This is a genomic window from Mucilaginibacter terrenus (assembly GCF_003432065.1).
Taxonomy (GTDB): Bacteria; Bacteroidota; Bacteroidia; order Sphingobacteriales; family Sphingobacteriaceae; genus Mucilaginibacter; species Mucilaginibacter terrenus.
In genome coordinates this window covers 61,363-77,596 of sequence record NZ_QWDE01000006.1, presented here as the reverse complement: position 1 = coordinate 77,596, position 16,234 = coordinate 61,363, and the positions used below count along the sequence as shown (strand labels likewise).

General features: G+C 45.1%; 14 protein-coding genes. 5 read left to right on the top strand and 9 right to left on the bottom strand.

Annotated elements, in window-relative coordinates:
* Window positions 1–4: 4 nt before the first annotated feature.
* Window positions 5–1,291, bottom strand: a complete 1,287-nt coding sequence (locus DYU05_RS19840) for a serine hydroxymethyltransferase (RefSeq protein ID WP_117384914.1) — start codon at window positions 1,289–1,291, stop codon at window positions 5–7.
* A gap of 372 nt (window positions 1,292–1,663) precedes the next feature.
* Window positions 1,664–2,410, bottom strand: coding sequence for a segregation and condensation protein A (locus DYU05_RS19835; protein ID WP_117384913.1), 747 nt, complete (start codon window positions 2,408–2,410; stop codon window positions 1,664–1,666).
* A gap of 121 nt (window positions 2,411–2,531) precedes the next feature.
* On the opposite strand from DYU05_RS19835, the gene dxs reads away from it, so the two are divergent.
* On the top strand, window positions 2,532–4,463 hold the full coding sequence (dxs, locus tag DYU05_RS19830; protein ID WP_117384912.1) for a 1-deoxy-D-xylulose-5-phosphate synthase: 1,932 nt from the start codon (window positions 2,532–2,534) through the stop codon (window positions 4,461–4,463).
* Window positions 4,464–4,489: 26 nt separating this feature from the next.
* On the opposite strand, the gene DYU05_RS19825 is transcribed toward dxs, so the two are convergent.
* The 3 genes from DYU05_RS19825 to DYU05_RS19815 all read right to left on the bottom strand — a co-directional run bounded on the left by DYU05_RS19825 (window position 4,490) and on the right by DYU05_RS19815 (window position 7,525).
* Window positions 4,490–5,398 (bottom strand): helix-turn-helix domain-containing protein, encoded by a 909-nt coding sequence (locus tag DYU05_RS19825; protein WP_117384911.1) that lies wholly within the window; start codon window positions 5,396–5,398, stop codon window positions 4,490–4,492.
* Between the two features lie 112 nt (window positions 5,399–5,510).
* Window positions 5,511–6,275, bottom strand: coding sequence for an SDR family NAD(P)-dependent oxidoreductase (locus tag DYU05_RS19820; RefSeq protein ID WP_117384910.1), 765 nt, complete (start codon window positions 6,273–6,275; stop codon window positions 5,511–5,513).
* A 137-nt stretch (window positions 6,276–6,412) separates the two neighbouring features.
* Entirely contained in the window at window positions 6,413–7,525 is a 1,113-nt protein-coding gene (locus DYU05_RS19815; RefSeq protein ID WP_117384909.1) for a TlpA disulfide reductase family protein, read from the bottom strand.
* A gap of 69 nt (window positions 7,526–7,594) precedes the next feature.
* Here DYU05_RS19815 and DYU05_RS19810 point away from each other — a divergent pair, with 69 nt between their 5' ends.
* On the top strand, window positions 7,595–8,185 hold the full coding sequence (locus tag DYU05_RS19810; RefSeq protein ID WP_117384908.1) for a Crp/Fnr family transcriptional regulator: 591 nt from the start codon (window positions 7,595–7,597) through the stop codon (window positions 8,183–8,185).
* 72 nt (window positions 8,186–8,257) lie between these two features.
* Window positions 8,258–9,079: a sterol desaturase family protein gene (locus DYU05_RS19805; protein WP_117384907.1), complete on the top strand. Its 822-nt coding sequence runs from the start codon at window positions 8,258–8,260 to the stop codon at window positions 9,077–9,079.
* 70 nt (window positions 9,080–9,149) lie between these two features.
* On the opposite strand, the gene DYU05_RS19800 is transcribed toward DYU05_RS19805, so the two are convergent.
* Window positions 9,150–10,739, bottom strand: a complete 1,590-nt coding sequence (locus DYU05_RS19800; RefSeq protein ID WP_117384906.1) for a M28 family metallopeptidase — start codon at window positions 10,737–10,739, stop codon at window positions 9,150–9,152.
* A gap of 143 nt (window positions 10,740–10,882) precedes the next feature.
* Between DYU05_RS19800 and DYU05_RS19795 the strand changes: the two genes are divergently transcribed.
* Window positions 10,883–11,281, top strand: coding sequence for a hypothetical protein (locus DYU05_RS19795; protein ID WP_117384905.1), 399 nt, complete (start codon window positions 10,883–10,885; stop codon window positions 11,279–11,281).
* Window positions 11,282–11,411: 130 nt separating this feature from the next.
* Here DYU05_RS19795 and DYU05_RS19790 read toward each other — a convergent pair whose 3' ends face one another.
* The gene (locus tag DYU05_RS19790) at window positions 11,412–12,104 is read right to left on the bottom strand and encodes a response regulator transcription factor (RefSeq protein WP_117384904.1); all 693 of its coding nucleotides are present in this window, start codon (window positions 12,102–12,104) and stop codon (window positions 11,412–11,414) included.
* Window positions 12,105–12,216: 112 nt separating this feature from the next.
* The gene (locus tag DYU05_RS19785; RefSeq protein WP_117384903.1) at window positions 12,217–14,025 is read right to left on the bottom strand and encodes a sensor histidine kinase; all 1,809 of its coding nucleotides are present in this window, start codon (window positions 14,023–14,025) and stop codon (window positions 12,217–12,219) included.
* Between the two features lie 130 nt (window positions 14,026–14,155).
* Between DYU05_RS19785 and DYU05_RS19780 the strand changes: the two genes are divergently transcribed.
* A complete protein-coding gene (locus DYU05_RS19780; protein ID WP_117384902.1) occupies window positions 14,156–15,121 on the top strand; it encodes a T9SS type A sorting domain-containing protein in 966 nt (321 codons plus the stop codon).
* Window positions 15,122–15,157: 36 nt separating this feature from the next.
* Here DYU05_RS19780 and rlmN read toward each other — a convergent pair whose 3' ends face one another.
* A complete protein-coding gene (rlmN, locus tag DYU05_RS19775) occupies window positions 15,158–16,228 on the bottom strand; it encodes a 23S rRNA (adenine(2503)-C(2))-methyltransferase RlmN (protein ID WP_117384960.1) in 1,071 nt (356 codons plus the stop codon).
* Window positions 16,229–16,234 lie beyond the last annotated feature (6 nt).

The following is a 16,234-nucleotide window of genomic DNA, read 5'->3' as shown; positions in this document are numbered from 1 at the left end:
AAATTTAGTTTAAATGCTTGTCGCTATATAATGGATGATCTGCCATCAGCTTGTGCACCTTTTTACGAACTTTCTTCAAAACAGTTTCGTCTTCAGGGCTTTTTAATACATCATCTATCAATTGCACAATGGCTTCCATGTGCTTCTCTTTAAGGCCTCGTGTAGTTATAGCCGCTGTGCCTACACGTATACCCGATGTAACAAATGGAGATTTGTCATCAAAAGGCACCATGTTTTTATTGATGGTGATGTCTGCCTCGCCCAAAGCCTTCTCAGCAGCTTTGCCGCTGATGTTCTTGTTCCTTAGGTCGATAAGCATAAGGTGGTTATCTGTTCCTCCTGAGATGATCTCGTAACCCCTGTCAACAAAAGCTTTGGCCATTGCTGCGGCGTTCAGCTTTACCTGAACAATATACTTCATGTAGCTGTCGCTTAATGCTTCGCCGAAGGCTATTGCTTTAGCAGCTATGATGTGCTCCAGAGGGCCGCCTTGTGTGCCGGGGAAAACAGCCATGTCTAGGAGGTTCGACATCATTCTTACTTCACCCTTGGGTGTTTTAAGTCCCCATGGGTTCTCAAAGTCTTTGCCTAATAAGATAAGGCCGCCACGTGGGCCGCGCAAGGTCTTATGCGTAGTGGTAGTTACTATATGGCAATGCGGAAGCGGGTCTGTTAACAAGCCACGTGCAATAAGGCCCGACGGATGAGATATATCTGCCAGTACCAACGCACCTACTTCATCAGCTACCTGGCGAATAAAAGCGTAGTCCCAATCACGTGAATAGGCGGAAGCGCCACATACGATCAGCTTCGGTTTCTCGCGCAGTGCTACCTCTTTCAGCTGCTCATAATCAATATAACCGGTTTCTCTCTTCACACCGTAAAAGTGGGGTTCGTATAACTTACCGGAGAAGTTTACCGGTGAGCCATGGGTAAGGTGGCCACCATGCGAAAGGTCGAACCCTAATATCTTGTCGCCTGGCTGCAGGCAGGCCAGCATTACTGCGGCGTTAGCCTGTGCACCACTATGTGGCTGCACGTTTGCCCACTCGGCGTTGAAAAGCTGTTTTGCGCGCTCAATAGCAATGGTCTCTATCTCGTCGACTATTTCACAGCCACCATAGTAGCGTTTGCCCGGAAGGCCTTCGGCGTATTTGTTGGTTGCTACCGAGCCGGCGGCTTCCATCACTTGTTTGCTCACGAAGTTCTCGGATGCTATCAGTTCAATACCTTCTTCCTGGCGTTGCTGTTCCTCGTCTAGTAATTTGAATATTATTTTGTCTCTTTTCATTGCTGTGTGTAATGCGCGTAAAATTAGAGATTAGATGTGAGAAATGACACAGGTTATTGAAGATAAGCAATTAAGCATTTTAAATTGCAGTGCAACCTATCCTGTAACAACTGTATCACGACAGGGTGTTACACCTGATACACTTAAAAGTGCCCGTTTTTTACTAGTGTGCTAATAGTCAGTATATTATAAAATTTAGATGTTTAAACATGTTACAGTTTTGGCGGCCATGTTACAGTTTTTTTGATTTTTTGACTTGATGATACACCTCTTTGGTGAGTAGTGATTAGTCAGGGTGAGTGGTAAATGGTAACTTAATACTGCAAATTGCCGGCTTCAAAGCGCTAGTGCAAACTGCAATTGCACACCGCCTTACTCGCCCCTCGGCGCTATCCAAAAATTGTTGAAGCCGAGCCCTACCTGTATATCTATCAGTTCTTGCTGCAGCATCTCCAGCACCGCCAAAAAATTGTACACAAAATGCACTTTGTTCTCGCTTTTATCGGCAATGCTCTTAAAGTCCAGCCGTTTATTTATTTGCAGCAGGTTGTTTATTGCCTGCTTTTGCTGCTCAATGGTGTAGGGGTATTGTACAACGGTATGGGTTACCGGTTCGGTGCGGGTCATAAATTGCTGCATCACCCTGTTGTAAACCGTCATGAGTTTATACAGGTTAATATCAGACAACTCTTCGCCAGGTACGGCCACTTTCTCAACCTGTTCCAGATCAGTTTTGATGTTACCCCTGCGTTCCTGCTTAAAGCGTTCATCTTCAAACGGGCGCAGCTGCTCACACACTTCCTTAAACTTTTTGTATTCTATCAGCTTGCGAATGAGGCCTTCCTTTGTGTCCAATTCGTTTTCTTCACCTGCTTCGCTGTGCCGCGGCAGCAGCATTTTCGCTTTTATCCGCATGAGCGTGGCCGCAACAAAAATAAACTCGCTGGCCAGCTCCATGTTCAGCACCGTCATCTGGTGGATGTAGTTCAGGAAATCATCGGTTATCTTAGCGATGGGGATGTCATGCACGTCCAGTTCGTCGCGTTCTATAAAGAACAGCAGCAGGTCGAAGGGGCCTTCAAACTGCGGCAACTTTATGGCAAAACTGTCATCCGTCATGCTTCAAAAATACGTTTAAAGGCGGTAAGTTCCCCGTTTGCGTCACAAAACAATTAACACATTATAAACTTATCAATATAATACCTTACTTTGTATTAATATCTCTCAATTTGATTTGTCCATGCAGGTACCCGCCGGTGAATTGTTAAGTAAGATCGCTTTTCCTTCTGATCTGAAACAGCTTACAGAAGATGAACTAGAACAGGTTTGTAACGAGCTTCGCCAGTACATTATTGATGTAGTGTCGGTAAACGGGGGGCACTTTGCCGCAAGTTTGGGTACGGTAGAACTTACGGTTGCATTGCAATACGTATTGAATACGCCATACGATCAGTTGGTATGGGACGTTGGCCACCAGGCTTATGGGCACAAAATACTTACCGGACGCAGAGATACTTTTCATACCAACCGTATACATGGGGGCATAAGCGGCTTTCCAAAGCGCTCAGAAAGTGTGTATGATACTTTTGGGGTTGGTCACTCATCAACTTCGATATCGGCTGCTTTGGGCATGGCTGTAGCCTCTCAATATAAAGGAGAGACCGACCGCCAGCACGTGGCTGTAATTGGCGATGGCGCCATGACAGCGGGTATGGCTTTTGAGGCTTTAAACCATGCGGGTATAGAGAACAGCAACCTGCTGGTGATACTTAACGACAATAACATGTCGATAGACCCTAACGTGGGCGCGCTTAAAGAGTACCTTACAGACATTACCACTTCTAAGCCTTATAACCGTTTTAGGGATGATATAGCCAACGTGCTTACCAAAATATCGTCTATTGGCCCTGATGCGTTTAAGATAGCTAAGAAGCTTGAAAAGAGCATAAAGGGTACCTTACTTAAACGGAGCAACTTTTTTGAAGCGCTTAAATTCAGGTACTTTGGACCGGTTGACGGGCATGATGTTAAACACCTGGTAAAATTGCTGCAGGACCTGCGCAACATACCTGGCCCTAAGCTGCTGCATTGCATTACGGTTAAAGGTAAGGGATACGCACTGGCCGAAAAGGACCAAACCAAGTGGCACGCACCCGGCTTGTTCGATAAGATCACCGGGGAGATTAAAAAAACAAAGTACGACAAACCACAGCCTCCTAAATACCAGGACGTTTTTGGGCATACAATAATAGAACTGGCCGAAGCTAACTCTAAAATAATGGGCATCACCCCGGCCATGCCGTCGGGATGTTCACTTAACCTGATGATGAAGGCTATGCCAAACCGCGCATTTGACGTGGGTATAGCCGAACAGCACGCGGTTACTTTTTCTGCCGGTCTAGCTACACAGGGGCTTACGCCTTTTTGTAACATTTACAGCAGCTTTATGCAGCGCGCTTACGACCAGGTGATACATGACGTTGCTATACAAAAGCTTAACGTGGTGTTTTGCCTTGACCGCGCCGGTATTGCCGGCGCCGACGGCCCAACGCACCATGGCGCATACGATCTTGCTTATATGCGCAGCATCCCTAATATGACGGTATCTGCACCAATGAACGAGGAAGAACTGCGCAACCTGATGTATACAGCTCAACTGGACAATATGGGCCCGTTTAGCATCCGTTACCCACGTGGCAACGGTGTTATGGTAGACTGGCAGCGTCCTTTCAAAGCTATACCTGTTGGTAAGGGCCGTAAGATATGCGACGGGGAGGATGTCGCTATCCTTTCTATCGGAACTATTGGTAATGAAGTGGTTAAAGCTACCGCTATGCTAAATGAGGAAGGCTACTACCCTGCCCATTACGACCTGCGCTTTGTTAAGCCACTTGATGAAGCCTTATTACACGAGGTTTTCAGCAAATACGGTCACGTAATTACCGTTGAGGATGGCTGTCTGGAAGGTGGCATGGGCAGCGCGGTGCTGGAGTTTATGGCAGATAATAAATACCATGCTACAACTGTAGTTAGGTTAGGTATGCCAGACCAGGTGATAGAGCATGGTGAACAGCCGGAACTATGGGCCGACTGCGGTTACGATGCGGCATCTATTGCCGCCAAAGTGCGCGCGCTGGATATAAAACGCAACAAACATACAATAGCATCTTAATTTATTCTCTTTGCTTACGACAGCCATTACGACCGGAATGCCAGCGGTGCGGTGCCTCCCTGCTTTTTGAAGTAGTTGGAGAAATGCGCCACATCATCAAAGCCCAGGGTGTAAGCTATTTCCGCTACGCTCCAGTTGGTTTGCTTCAGCAGTATTTTTGCCTCCTGCATTACACGGTTGCTAATGATCTGGGTGGTGGTACTACCCATAGCTTCTTTTAAAACCTTGTTCAGGTGATTAACATGTATGGCCAGCCTGTCGGCATAGTCCTTTGGCGACCGCAAGCTAAGCCGTTGATGTGCCGACTCCAGCGGGAATTGCCTTTCCAATAGTTCTACAAACAAGGATGATATTCGTTGCGACGCATCCTGCGATGTGCTCACGGCAGACATGGGCTGTAGCTTTTGGCCGTAGTGGATCAGCTCGAGGACCAGGTTGCGCAGTAGATCGTACTTGAACTTATAATCTGCCTGCAGTTCTTTATGCATCTTACGGAAGATGTACTCAATTTCTTTAACCTCCTCGTCAGATAGCTGGAACACCGGCAACTGCCCCGGTTGAAAAATTGGAAGATCGTCAAGCAAAGCGCCGGATTTACGCTCGGCCAGGAAGTCGGGAGTGAAGATGCAGAACATGCCCGTTTGGTTGCCATTTGCTGGCACCCAATGGTAGGGGATCTTGGGTGTGGCAAAAAGCAATGCATTCTCTTCAATGTCAATTACCTTATCGGCGTACTCTGCAGTACTCTTACCACGTATCCAGCTTATCTTGTAATATGCTCGTCGCGTGTAAGGCATAACCCGGTTGCCAGTTGCTTTATCAAAAAGCTTCTCGGTCTCAAACACATTAAAATGCCCTATGTCCTTACTAATGCCTTCAGGCAGTTGTGCCGAGCTTTCCTTGTAAAACTGGTCTATGCTGGTATGGGGTGGCATTGGTGTTTTGTATAAATCAAAGTTAATATAAATTACTGCTGATGAAATGATATCCCCCTTAAACAGAAAAGCAGGTCTGTTAATGTACCTGCTTTTCTGCTAATAACTAAGCTTACACCTGCATGCCACCGGATGCTTCAATGCGCTGAGCATTTACCCAGCGGGCATCTTCGGTACACAAGAAAGCTACAACGCCGCCAATGTCTTCTGCAACGCCCAGCCGTCCTAAAGCCGTAACGCTGCTGATGTACTGTTTAAGCTGCTCGTTGCCGCGCAGGTGGCCGCCGCCAAAGTCGGTCATTACAGCGCCCGGGGCTACCGCGTTAGCTCTTATACCACGTGCTCCAAGCTCTTTAGCGAGGTAACGGGTAAACACTTCTATAGCGCCTTTCATGCTGGCATAGGCTGACGATCCCGGTGCGCTTACCCTGGTAAGGCCGCTGGAAATATTTATGATGCCACCGCCATCGTTAAGTACAGGCAATAACTTTTGTGTAAGAAAGTAAACACCTTTGTAATGCACGTTCATCACCTCGTCAAAAGCCTCTTCGGTCATTTCCGCAATAGGTACATATAACGCGGTACCGGCATTGTTTATTAAAAAGTCGATGCGGTTGGTATTGAAAGTATTTTGCAACACCTGCTGAAGTTGTTCTGTAAAGGTGACAAAGCTTTTTGTATCGCTTACGTTAAGCTGAAGCGCTGCTGCTTTGCGGCCGGTTGATTCTATTTGTGCTACCACGGCTAAAGCATCTTGCTGCTGGCTGTTGTAGGTTAATACCACATCAAGTCCTTTTTCGGCCAAACGTAAGGCCATATCTTTGCCCAACCCGCGGCTGCCGCCGGTTACTAGGGCTATCTTAGTTTTTTGTTCCATTTTGCATTTAAAATTTTGTTATGCAAATATGGGGCTAAAGTGAAGGCAGGTGGTTGGAGCATTCAATCCATTATTTGTAAAAATCAAATAAATGTTAGAATCAGAATTTTCCCAATTAAAGAATTTTCAGAATACGCCTACTTATTCAGCAACTCGCTTAACTTATCAGTAAGTGCGGTGTCTTTTAAATTCTTTGCTATTATTTTTCCATTCGGATCAATGAGGAAATTAGCGGGGATGTAAGTAACGCCATAGCTATCATGTACTTTCTTCGTGGCATCTAAAAGTTGGGGCCAGGGTAAGCCGTCTTCGCTTATTGCCTTAAGCCAGGACTTACGCGCGCCGGAATCATCTATAGACAAACTTAATACAGTGAAGTTTTTGTTTTTAAAACGTTCGAATGCCGCCTTTACATTCGGGTTTTCCTGTCTGCATGGCAGGCACCATGATGCCCAAAAATCAATTAACACATATTTACCCCGGTAATCCTGCAAACTGGTTAGCTGCCCTTTCGCGTCGGGAAGTAAAAAGTTGGGTGCAGTTGTTCCTAAAGCAGACCGTTTTGCTGATGCCAGCTTTAGAGCAAAGCTTTTTGCTTCGGAGCTGTTTTTTAACCCCGGCGCCAAGGTGTTAAATGCACTGTCTATACTGTTAGCATCCCATTGGTTCAGCATGTCTCGTAAGGTTGCAAAGCTAATATACGAATTAGGGTGCCGGGCAACAAACGCCATTTTTAGCGGAGCCATTTGCGCCAGTACTGCATAATACTGTTTTCGTTGCTGAGCTATATTGTCTACGTTTTTCTGTTGTTCGGGTGATAGCTTATCAAAGCTGTCGTTAACATTGCGTAACTCTTTGTAGTAAGGCTTTAAAATGGCTGTCAACTCCGTATAATCGTTGTTATTGGTCGTCCCTGTAATAAGAGCATATTTAAGCGAGTCTTTACTTATAACATTTATTTGCCCGGGTTCGACATAAAGCGTAAGGCTGTTATGTAAGATGTCAATGTCTGAAAAAGGATTTTCACGGGCAGACAGTGAGCCTTTTGCTTGCTTGTTTATTTTGCCAAAGAAAGTGAATCTATGGTTTTTAGCTACCGTGGAATCCTTGTGTAATTCTCCGTCCAGGTGGTAAGAGAAATATATCTTATCTCCGTCCTGCAGTTCATCAACTTGGCCGCTTACCCGATAGGTCTGCTGTGCGCGAACAATGACCGGAAAAGCAAATATTAGGTATAAAATAATCTTCATGGCTTTGTTTTTGAAAGATAGAAATTAGGTTTGAATATTGTGACGTGAGACAATCTTTTGTAATTTGCTATGCCTGATCTTGAAAACATAAATTTTCCTGCTAACGTCTTTGGGCAACTTGGCCCTGCTGACATCGCCAACCTCCTTCGAATAACCCGCACCCGTAAGCTTGCTGCGGGGGAGGTATATATTGAGGCCGGGTCCGACTCGCAGAAGCTTGCCTTTATCAACAGCGGCCTCATTCGTGTATATCATTTAAAACCAAACGGCGATGACCTGACGCTGATGCTAAGATGGGAGAACCAGTTCATCGCATCGGTAGACGGGGTTATTTACCAGCGCCCAAACCGGTTCATCTACCAGGCGATGGAAGACACCGAGTTGCTGGAAATGGATTATTATAAGGCCGAGAAGATAATAGGGGAGAGTTTATCGTTATCGTCCACTAAGCATTCGGTGCTGCTGCACATGCTTGGCGAAGCTATGGAACGCGTGGAAAGTTTTGTGCTGCTCACCGCTGAAGAAAGATACCTTAAGCTAATTGAAGAGCAGCCTACGCTATACAACAGAGTCCCCGATAAATACCTGGCTACGTTGCTGGGTATTACACCGGTTTCGCTTAGCCGTATCCGTAAACGCATAGCTCAACACCCTAAATAGCTTATTATCATTTGTTAATTTTTATGAGATAATGCCGCGGTAAATTTGTGATATTCATACCGATTAACACAAATGGAACAAATAGCAAAATTTTTTATAGTGGCTTTAACCGCATCGGTGCTGCGGTACTTTGTTATTGCAGGCTTAACCTTTTTCCTTTTTTATAAGCTTTTTTATAAACGCCTTACTTCATACAAGATTCAGAAGAAAGAGGCTGCCAAGGCTGATTTCATACGCGATATTTTGCACTCGCTGCAAACCACACTGGTGTTTGCTGCTATAGCGTGCGTAGTATTTTTAACTCCCGTAAAGCAGATAACGCAAATACCGCCAGCGGGTGAAGAACTGCCTTTATGGTGGGTGCTATTGAGCGTGCCATTGAGCCTCCTGGTGCACGACGCTTATTTTTACTGGATGCACCGCCTGCTGCACCATCCGGCATTGTTCAGGCATACGCACCTGCTGCATCATAAATCTACCAATCCATCGCCATGGAGTTCCTACTCCTTCCATTTCCTGGAGGCTGTTGCTGAAGGGCTGGTGTTATTTGTAGTTGTAGCGGTAATGCCGATGAATGCTGTTTCTATCAGCTTATTTATCCTTGCTGGTTTTGTTATTAATGTATATGGGCATTTGGGTTATGAGATAGCCCCGTTATGGCTCAGGAAAACGTGGTTGTTCGAGTTGGTCAACACTTCGGTTCACCACAATTTTCATCATAGTAAGTTTAAAGGAAATTATGGCTTGTACTTGCGTTTTTGGGACCGCACAATGGGCACCGAACACCCGGATTACGTAAAAGAATACGACAGGGTACAGGCGCAGCGTATAGCGGCTAAGCAGAACGCAGGAGAAGCGGCAAATCAATCTGCCGGCATGATGGCCGAAGTTTAATTGAATCGGAAGCTTAACAAAAAAGGCGATGAGTTAACCTCATCGCCTTTCTTGTTTTAATAAGCAGTGCTTAGTTCCTTGGTGTTGCCGGTGGCGGAGTTACTGCCGGCGGCGGAGTAGGCAAAGCTTTGCGAGGGATCATGGCTGCACGTTCGCTGGTGTTATATACAAATGATGCAACAATTGTAGCAGCTTGTTTCAGATCGTCTTCGCTCAGGCGGTCGTAAGTATCCTGGTTGCTGTGGTGGGTACGGGTATTGTAGTCCATGCCATCCTGTATGAACTGGAAGCCCGGTAGGCCAACAGCATCAAAGCTTTGGTGGTCGGTGCCGCCGGTATTGCTAACCGTAACGGTGGTTGCACCAAGGTCTTTGAAAGGTGCCAGCCAGGCTTTAAATATAGGTCCGGCGGCCGAATCACCCTGCAGGTAAATGCCGCGGATCTTGCCGGTGCCGTTATCTAAGTTGTAGTAAGCATCAAGTTTAGCCTGTTCTGGTTTTAGCTCCATGGTACGTGGGTCGCCGAAGTGTTGTGCCACGTAACCACGTGAACCAAACAAACCTTGTTCTTCACTGCTCCAAAGTGCAATACGTATAGTGCGTTTTGGTTTGTAACCAATAGCTTTAAGGATGCGCATTGCTTCCATCATTACGGCGCTGCCCGCGGCGTTATCTGTAGCACCTGTAGCGCCATGCCATGAATCAAGGTGGCCACCTATCATGATCACCTGTTCTTTTAATTTCTTATCTGTACCAGGTATTTCGGCAACTACGTTATAGCCTTGCAGGTCCTTGTTAAAAAATTCTGTTTTAATCTCGGCTTCCATTTCTACCTTCTGGCCGGCTTTTACCAGGCGAAGGATGCGCAGGTAATCTTCGCCGCTGGTTTCCAGTTCCGGTGCTACGGCCTTAGCGGTATCTGCGTAAGAAGCACCGTTAGTAGTAAATGTGGTACCGTCTGTACCGCGGCCCTGGCTAAGTATAAGGCCGACTTTTTCGTCAAGTAAAAACTTGTTAATTGCAGTACGCATGGCCAGCATGCGGCGGCGTGCTGCAAAAGCAGGGCTGTTGGCATCAAACTGGCGGCGCGGACCGGCAGGCTGCATAGTAGCAGCGGCCATTTTATCCAGCTGCTCATCAGTATAACGAGAAAGATCAGGGTTGGTGCTGCGGGTAAGTTTTTGCTGCGCATCAAATATCACAATCTTCCCGGCCAGTTTGCCTTTGTATTTGTCAAGATCGGTAGTGGTATCTGCCTTCACCAAAACAACTTCGCCTTTTACAATGCCGTTGGTGCTTGGTGTCCATGCTTTAGGGATAGCGATGATGGCGTGGTAGTAAGGCACGGTAATAGCTGCATAGTTCTTTTGTACTTCCCAGCCTTTACCAAATTTACCCCATGGTTCCAGTTTAGCATTTGCCATTCCCCAGCTTTTCAGTTGGTTAACAGCCCAGTCCTGCGCGCGTTTTAAGCCCGGTGAACCGGATAAACGTGGCCCCGCAACATCGGTAAGGTAAAATGCAGTCTCCATTACTTTGGAGTGGCTAAGGCCTTCCTCCCGTATTTTGGCTACGGCGGCTTGATCTACGGTTTCCTGCGCCAAGGCAGAACCGGTAATGCCTGCGAGTGCAACGCAGGTGTAAAGTAGTTTTAATTTCATATCGATCAGTTAGTTAAGCAATGAGCAAACTTATCTAATTTCGACAGGAAACTTTAGCGGCTGAGTTAACAAAGTTGTTACAAGATAAAATAATGGAAGTATATTTGGGTGTATGCCTATGTATCAGCTAACAGCTTATTACTGTGATTAAAATTGACATTTGGGACAAAAGGGTACAGGCTGTATTTCTTATTTCATGCGTGTTCTTATACTTAATAGTTAGCAATCCGAGAAGATTTTATGCCTCTGCTTTTCAGTCAGATGCTGAGCTAAATAAAGTAATCTTACAGCAGCTGAAAATGGACGGGCAGGTTGCAGAAAAGTTTCTCGATAAACGGAATCACCTCTATAAGGTCATTATTCTTCGGGAGAAAGAAGAATTGACCGAATACAGTTGCGAAGATCCTGTACCCACTGAACTATGGGACAAAATATCAGTGGGTATTTATATTAAAAAGAAGGAAAATAGCTTTGTATTTTACTTGAGCAGTAAAGATTGCAAAGATACGGTGAGAGCGACGTTTGATGGTGTCAATAATTAATAGAATAATCACGCGATCATACTTGTCGGTTCAATATCTTTCCTCTGGAAGGACAGTATAAAACTAATCTCTCCAATGTTAAAAACGTTACCCAGCAAGTGCAGCAATCGCGCCTGCGCGCATGCATCATTTAATTGATCAGCAGCTTGTAACCCTTTCCATGCACATTAATGATCTCAACCGAAGGGTCATCTTTTAAGTACTTGCGTATTTTGCTTAAGAAAACATCCATGCTACGGCCATTGAAGTAATTGTCGTCGTGCCAGATGTTCAGCAGGGCTTCTTCGCGGGTAAGCACCTCGTTCTTACGAAGGCACAATAACCGTAATAGCTGTGCTTCTTTGGTAGATAGCTTTTGATTCACATCTGACCGGGTAATGAGCTGAGTGGTGTAATCAAACTTGTAGCTGCCCAGCGTAAATTGTGTAGGGCTATCGTCGGTTTGCTTATCGGCTTTGTCGGCACGTTTGAGCAACGCGTTGATGCGCAGTAAAAGTTCTTCTATACGGAAAGGCTTAGTGATGTAGTCATCCCCGCCCAAATTAAATGCCTGGGTTTTGTCCTCTATCATGGCTTTCGCAGTAGCAAAAATAATAGGCACACCAGGGTTTATCTTACGTATTTCTTTACCCAGCGTAAAGCCATCTTTTTTTGGCATCATCACATCCAGAATGATCAGGTCGTACTCCTGCTTGGTAAAGGCCCGTAATCCTTCTTCACCGTCTTTGCAAAGCTCAACGTCAAATTTCCCTTTCAGTTGCAGGTAGTCCTGCAGCAGGAGGCCAAGGTTAGGGTCATCTTCAACTAATAATATCTTCTTCATGATGTGACGGTTTCAGGAATGTCAAATGATATCCCCAGGTTTATTTCCTACTGTTGTTAGTATGACGACAGGATACTGCGATTGTTACGTTGAAAACTGCTCACGTTAGTTATTAAGCCAGGGGAAACTTCAGTTCAAATTCAGAACCCTTATCTTTCTCGCTCTTTACGCTGATAGTTCCATCCAGCCTCTTCACAATGGTATTCACATAGCTCAGCCCCAGCCCAAAGCCTTTAACATCGTGCAGGTTGCCAGTAGGTATGCGGTAAAACTGCTCAAATATTTTGCTTTGCTGATCCCGGCTCATGCCTATACCTTTATCAGCTACCTTTACGCACAGTTCACCGTTCTTATTAGAGGTGGTAACTGTTATTTCAGGTGCATCTTTACTGTACTTAACGGCATTATCTACCAGGTTGTATATTACATTGCTAAAATGCAGCTCATCGGCGAGTATTGTTGCGTTCTCCGAGTGGAGGTGCATGTTAACCACGGCATTGCATTTTTGAAGTTTAAGAGCCATGCTGTCTAATACCACGCTGATCATATCGTTTGCATCAATCGGCTTCTTGTCAAGCTTAAAGTCGTTCTTTTCAATGCGGGCAATGTTCAGCACGCGTTCTATGTGGCTTCCAAGGCGCACGTTTTCTTCATAAATAACATTGGCGAGGCGTGCCACCCGTGTTTTATCCTCTGCTATTTCATCATCCTTTAGTGCCTCGCTGGCAATCATTATGGTTGACACAGGTGTTTTAAACTCGTGGGTCATGTTGTTGATGAAGTCTATCTTCATTTCGGAGATCTTCTTCTGCCTTAAAATGGAGAATATAGTATACCCAAAACAAAAGATAAGTACCAGTAAAAGGCCGCCGGTAGTACCCATGGTGGCGGTCATATTGCCAAGTATAAAGGAGTTCTTTTCCGGAAAAAAGAGTTTAATCTTCCCGGGATCATTAACTACTTCGTTGCTGAAAATGGCCTTCTGGTATGTATTGGCATCAATAAACTCCGGTTTTTTGCCCTGGGTGTCCATAGCACTCGAAAAAATAAGCGAATCGCTATTAGCAGTGGTCACCTCATAACTAAAAGGGAGAAAGATGCCCCTGTTGTGCAGTTCAAACCTTAGTAACGAATCTATCCAGAAGCCGTTGAGCCGCTTTTCCAGCGGTTCGCTTGATTTCCGGTATTCCTCAGCCAGGTTAGCTATTACGTTGGCGCGGGCCTTACTCTTGGGAGCATTTTCAATAGAGTCCGCCTCAAGCATTTTCTTTACCTGCTTAAACTGTTTCTCTTTTTGCAACCGCTGCTGCTCACGGACCCAAAGAGGATTGAGCGTAGCGGCTGTCACTACCTGCGGGCCAAACTGCGGATCTATGTAGGTGCCGCGTAAAGTATCATATTTATAAATGTGCCGTTTTACTGTTTTTGGCCCCTTAACAATCTCAGGGATCATTCTGGCCTGTACATTCCCAAACTCATCTGTTATTTCCTCAATGCGTATTCGCAGGTTAAGTGTGCCTTGCTGCATTAATGCGGCAACCTCTTCCTCCTGTTTTTTGTGCATGATCATCCGCTTAAGGCTGTCGCGGAGCACTGCCAGCTTACGTTCCCGTTTAGATCGTAGCTTTTTTAGTTTTATAGAGTCGTTAGCATCAACAGAGTTGCCGTTAATGCTGATCCTGGTTATAGATACAGAGTTTGGAGCAAACGGCCTTACTTTCGTTTTCGCGTTCAAAAACGTAATAGCATCCTGCTTGGCAACTTTCGTAACTACGCTGCTGAGTGCATCGTTCACTGAACGATTAAACTCTTCGGACTGCATTTGGTATGATTGGCGTAGAAAATAAAATTGCATAGCTACTACGCCCAGCAACGCAAGACTCATTAAACCAATTATCAGCGCGATACTCTTTTTCTTCATTCGTGAAACAAAATTATTTTAAATACCCTCCCGAATTTTGCATTTAACAAATTTTAACAAAAAACAACCTCATGTTTAACATATTGAGCTGTAGTTGTTTTATAACTTTGGATAGTTAAACTTTAATCATATGAAAAAGCTTTTCAAATCACGTTTCGAGATCGTCTTCTCGCTTAGTCTTGTTGCCATACTTGGCTTACCACCAATAGTACTTGCACAGGACACAAAAAGTATAGAGATACATATAAATAACGGGGACACCACCATTAACGGGCGCGACATTAAAAAGCTTACGCCCCAAGAGCGGAAAGATGCACTCGGTGAAATAGACAAGATTGGCAATATAACTTTTAAGCATTCTGATAAGGATGGTAAAAGAGACATAGTTATCCGCCGCAACAGCATTATTCGCCGCAATGGCAACGTTGATGACAAAACCCCACGTATGTTTGGCAACGGAGATAACGCTACCAGTCCATACACGATGGAGTTCTACAGAAATGGCGACACTGCCCGTAAAGCATTTCGTTTTAAGCTGCGTAAGTTAAGAGATGCAGACAGCACTTTCTCTTTCAGAATGGATGATAATACCGGCAACGTACGTATTGATGGAGACGGACCTTTACGAATGGATGGTCCACTACGTTTTGACGGAGGCGAACCGATGCGTTTGCGTTTACGCCGGCCGCGCGCACCACGTGAAATGAATTTGGGATTCGACGGAAGGAACGCGCAAACATTTAATTACTCAAGCATCGACAATGATGGTATTAGCAATGAAGTAAGTTTTCACGTTATTGATGCGCCGACGGAAACCGTTAAGCGAATGGCCGGAAATGGAAAAGCAACACTGCAGATAAACGATCTGAACTTGTCGCCTGAGTTTTCTACAGGTAAAACGCTTATCAGCTTCAGTTTAGCAGCTAAAAGCGCAGCTACCGTGAAAGTTAATGATGGTGATGGTAACACATTACTGAGCGATAAAGCAGTTGGTGGCAGCTTTATGAAGAAAGTTAGCATGCCGCATAATGGTATTTACTTCCTGGTGGTGAAGCAAGGAGGTGCAGTTGCCGTTAAGCGAATAGTAAAAGAATAGTGTGAATCTCCCGCTGCCAAGGTGGCCGGAGGTTGTTTAAACTGCTTCGGCTACTTTGGTTTTTTCTTTTATAGCCAGCTGTCCACAAGCAGCATCAATATCTTTACCCCGGCTGCGGCGCAGGTTGGTATTTATGCCCTGGCTGCGCAGGTAATCTGCAAACTTTTCAACCTTGTCTTCCCCTGCGTTAATGTAGCTGGCAAAGGCAATAGGGTTGTATTCGATGATATTGACCTTGCAAGGCAGGTGCTTGCAAAAACGGGCAAGTTCCATAGCATCCTGTATGCCGTCGTTCACCCCGTCGAATATAATATATTCATACGTTACCGGGTTTTTAGTTTTAGCAAAGTAGTACTTTAACGCATCTGCAAGGGCTTTAAGCGAGTTTTGCTCGTTAATAGGCATTATGGTGTTGCGCTTTTCGTCGTTAGCCGCGTGTAATGATAACGCCAGGTTAAACTTCACTTGATCATCGCCAAGCTTACGTATCATTTTGGCAATTCCGGCAGTGGACACGGTAATACGTTTAGCGGCCATGTTAAGCCCTTCAGGAGAGGTAATCTTCTCGATGGACTTGAGCACGTTTGCGTAGTTAAGCAATGGTTCGCCCATGCCCATGTACACAATATTAGAGAGTGGTATATCGTAATTTTCCCGGGCTTGCTTATCAATAAGTACCACCTGATCGTAAATTTCGTCAGGGTTAAGGTTTCGTTTGCGCTCCATGTAACCGGTAGCACAAAATTTACATGTAAGACTGCATCCAACCTGCGACGAAACGCACGCTGTCATCCTTTCACTTGTGGGAATTAAAACACCCTCAATAAGGTGATTATCATGTAATATAAAAGAATTTTTTATAGTTTTATCAGCACTAACCTGAGAAGTGTTTATTTTAACACCATTTATTATAAACTCTTCGTTAAGTTTGTTGCGAAGTTCTTTTGAAATGTTGCTCATGTCATCGAAAGACAAACAAGATTTTTTCCATAGCCATTCATAAACTTGTTTAGCTCTGAACGCCTTTTCACCCATACGGATAAAGTGCTGCTGCAGAGCCTCAAGAGATAAGCTTCGGATATCTATTTTATCTTTTTTTGCATTCACAGTACA